We start from the raw sequence: 3,280 nt of genomic DNA, 5'->3' as shown, positions 1-3,280 counted from the left end.
TTTTTTCACGATACATTGTAGGTTGGCGTGTATCAACGACAATGCACACAGAGCTTATTCTTGATGCGTTAGAGCAAGCTATTTGGCATCGTGGCAACCCCGAAGGGTTAATTCACCACAGCGACAGAGGCAGCCAATATTTGTCTATACGATACACTGAGCGACTTGCTGAAGCTGGAATTCAAGCGTCTGTAGGCAGTGTGGGTGACTCTTATGACAATGCATTGGCTGAAACAATAAATGGATTATTTAAAACAGAGATTATTCGCAGAAATGGCCCGTGGAAGAATGTTGATGCTGTTGAATACGCAACGTTAGAGTGGGTCAATTGGTTTAATAATCAACGCTTATTATCTTCAATTGGGTATATTTCACCAGCTCAATATGAAACAGACTACTATGATAATTTAAACGAGTCAGGTAAAGTGGCCTGACTTAAACAAACTGGTCTCCGATGAACTCGGGGCGATTCAGTTCTCAACCACTCAAAATCATGGCGGTGGCCAAGTTAGAGTTTATGTATTTCAGTTCGGTTACGGTAATACAAACAACGCAACGTTTGCAGGTTCTAGTGTATCTGCCACATCTAGCACTCCTAGATGTGGAGCAAACCTAAGTACTTGTAGTGCAGGCCAAACAGTTACTGGATTCCTCCATCAATTCGATTTTTTGGCGCATCAAATATAAGTGGTACTGTTAATGTTTCAGCAAATTCGATAGCATCACCATTTGGTTTTTGGAGTGATTCTGTTTTCGTTCAATAATTAACACACAAGAATTAGAGCACAACCCATGTTCACAATGACACACGAACATGGGTATTTAACCAATAAGTTTTACAATATCAAACACTCTAGACTTAGCTTCAATTGCATTTCTCATTTGAGCTGACCCGTCACTATGTAATTTTAGGCTTTCCAATTCCTTAGTCACGTGAGCTACATAATTAACTTTTTCATCTAAATTAAAATCAATACTTGGTGGTGTATACATATCAAGCATTTGACCGCTAGAAATTAACTTATTGTCATAAAGCTCTTTAGCCATTCCCATTACTTCATTTCCAGAAATATTGGTCATATCGTATTTATTTGCAATTTCTTGCCATTTAGCTTCAGCATTGCGACCGGCAGAGCTGATTGAAACGGTGTCTGTTTCGGTTTTCTTGGTTGTGTTAGTAGCCTGTCCATCATTTATTCTTGTGCTTAACGCGCTATGTTGGGCTGACTCAGCATGATTAACATACGGTGTATTAGTAATTTGCATATTTGCTCCCTTATTAAATATTGCAACGACAATGCTTATATCAGAGCAAGTAGCAGGCCAACAAATCGAAACCTGTTATTTGCAACAGGTTTTTTAGAAGTATTAATACTAATCTCACAAACTAAGTGATCATTTATATGGGTTAAAACCACTAACTACTGCGTTATTTATTTAATTATTAGAACAGCTAGTTATGTAAAAAAGCCTTGTGTTTAATGATTTTCCTCCGCCTAAAATAGATCACTTAATTAATGAAAGTGGTATAAGCACGAAAGTACACATCGAGGTAGAAATGTCAGTGATTTTAGCCAACAGAAGCGGCAAATGGGAAATAGTATGGTTTAATAACGGCAAACTATTGCCGATTAAATAAGGGGATAATTAAGTATTCATTTAAATCTCGAATGAATGAGATCTAGCCTAGCGATAATTTTGTTGCTTCAGTTGATACTTTTTCAAATACATCATTCAATATTCTATAAATCGTAGCCGAACCCAAGTCATAATCTTTTGCCAATTGACCAATGGGTACACCTTCTTTCCTTTTATTATAAATTTCTAAATCTATTTCATCGGTTCTTTTTGTTGGTCGACCAAATTTAACGCCGTGCTCTTTAGCTTTAGCAATACCCTCTAGTTGCCGCTCAGAGCGTAAATCAGTTTCAAATTCGGCAATGGCTGCTAACATGTTAAACATTAACCTTCCAGTGGGAGTAGATGTATCAATTGCTTGGTCAATTACTACTAGATCAATATTTTCTGCCTGAAAGCGCTCCGCAACTTGTGATAAGTGAATAACGGAACGCGCAAGACGGTCTAATCTGGTGATAACAAAAGTGTCCCCTTCCCGAAGATAATTCATGCACTTTTGAAACTCTGGTCGAGCCGCTGTTTTACCACTTTGCTTTTCATGATAAATTTTATCGCAGCCAACTTGATTTAACTTATCAAGTTGCACTTCTAAACTTTGACCTGTTGAGCTTACTCTCGCGTATCCAATTTTTGACATTTTTTTATCGTATACTTTAAGATGTTTTGATAAAAACATTATGAGAGTACTTTTGATAATAGTCAAATATAGTTATCATAAAGTATAGCTTTTTGTAAACTAACTCAATAAAGGATTTTAAGTTATGAAATATTCACATTTACTCCCTGCAACAATGTTTGTTGTTGCTGCTGCAAGTTTTTCTTTCAATGCAATCAGTGCTGATACTTCGGTTACAGAGTCATCTTCGATTCAAGTACAAGAGCAACATGATCAAGTTGCATCATTGAATTCTATTCTTGATTTTGAAGAAGCAGCTAAAAATGAGCAAACAACCAGTGAATATGAACGTTGTAGCCCTACAATTTACACTAGATACACTAGTCTTAAATTGGAGCAGACTCGAACTATTGCAAGCTTTACTTATGATGGTGGTAATTGCCGTAGATACGGTTTTGCAATTTTAAGAAACTATGACGGACATGATTTCAAAGTGACTTTGGTTGATAGCAATGGAGATAGAGTTGCTGGCGGATATAGCGTAGCAGTTTCCACTTCTATCTTTAATGCAGGCACTTATTATTGGGAAGTTGAAAATAAAACAACAACTGGATCTACTTATGGTGGAATTACTTATGAAGTAAGATCTGGTGGCTAGTTAAACTTTCTATTAACGACTCAGCCCTATGAGTCGTTAATAGAAAACAATCTAAAATAAAAGCTTAAGTTTTATAAAATTATGTCGATAAAAGAAAACGACATATGAAAAAGGATTTTTATGAAAATCAGCACCAATCTACTACCTACTCTATTTGAAAGTAAAATATCTATTTTTACAAACAGTGATGATGAAGAAATAAAAAGCTTTTCTACTAAAACAAGCGAAAGTGGCTTAAAAATTAATATAAACACAACTCACCTTGATCCTAAAGTTAAAGAAAAAAAAGACAATAATGCTTTTGATTCATCATTAATTGAGGGAAGTGCATATGAAAAAGTATTTAAAAAAGAAGAGCTCAACTTTTC

At 35.7% G+C, this 3,280-nt stretch carries 5 protein-coding genes; 3 read left to right on the top strand and 2 right to left on the bottom strand.

Annotation, left to right across the window (positions count from 1 at the left end; genetic code table 11):
* The coding region (locus tag L655_RS0106670; RefSeq protein ID WP_024604509.1) for an IS3 family transposase at positions 1-434 on the top strand (434 nt) is incomplete at its 5' end.
* Between the two features lie 388 nt (positions 435-822).
* Here L655_RS0106670 and L655_RS1000000126230 read toward each other — a convergent pair.
* Together L655_RS1000000126230 and L655_RS0106660 are read right to left on the bottom strand one after the other, a co-directional pair.
* On the bottom strand, positions 823-1,266 hold the full coding sequence (locus L655_RS1000000126230; protein WP_024604508.1) for a hypothetical protein: 444 nt from the start codon (positions 1,264-1,266) through the stop codon (positions 823-825).
* A 415-nt stretch (positions 1,267-1,681) separates the two neighbouring features.
* Positions 1,682-2,314 carry a recombinase family protein gene (locus L655_RS0106660; RefSeq protein ID WP_263972598.1) on the bottom strand — a complete coding sequence of 211 codons (633 nt, stop codon included), beginning with the start codon at positions 2,312-2,314 and terminating at the stop codon, positions 1,682-1,684.
* Between the two features lie 85 nt (positions 2,315-2,399).
* Between L655_RS0106660 and L655_RS0106655 the strand changes: the two genes are divergently transcribed.
* Positions 2,400-2,912 carry a hypothetical protein gene (locus L655_RS0106655; protein ID WP_024604506.1) on the top strand — a complete coding sequence of 171 codons (513 nt, stop codon included), beginning with the start codon at positions 2,400-2,402 and terminating at the stop codon, positions 2,910-2,912.
* A 120-nt stretch (positions 2,913-3,032) separates the two neighbouring features.
* A partial coding sequence (locus L655_RS01000000125245) for a hypothetical protein (protein WP_024606827.1) occupies positions 3,033-3,280 on the top strand: 248 nt, incomplete at its 3' end.

Origin of the sequence: Pseudoalteromonas sp. TAE79 (assembly GCF_000498015.1) — a bacterium.
Lineage (GTDB): Bacteria > Pseudomonadota > Gammaproteobacteria > Enterobacterales > Alteromonadaceae > Pseudoalteromonas.
Note: the sequence above shows the minus strand (reverse complement) of the source record. Positions and strands in the feature narration are given on the sequence as shown.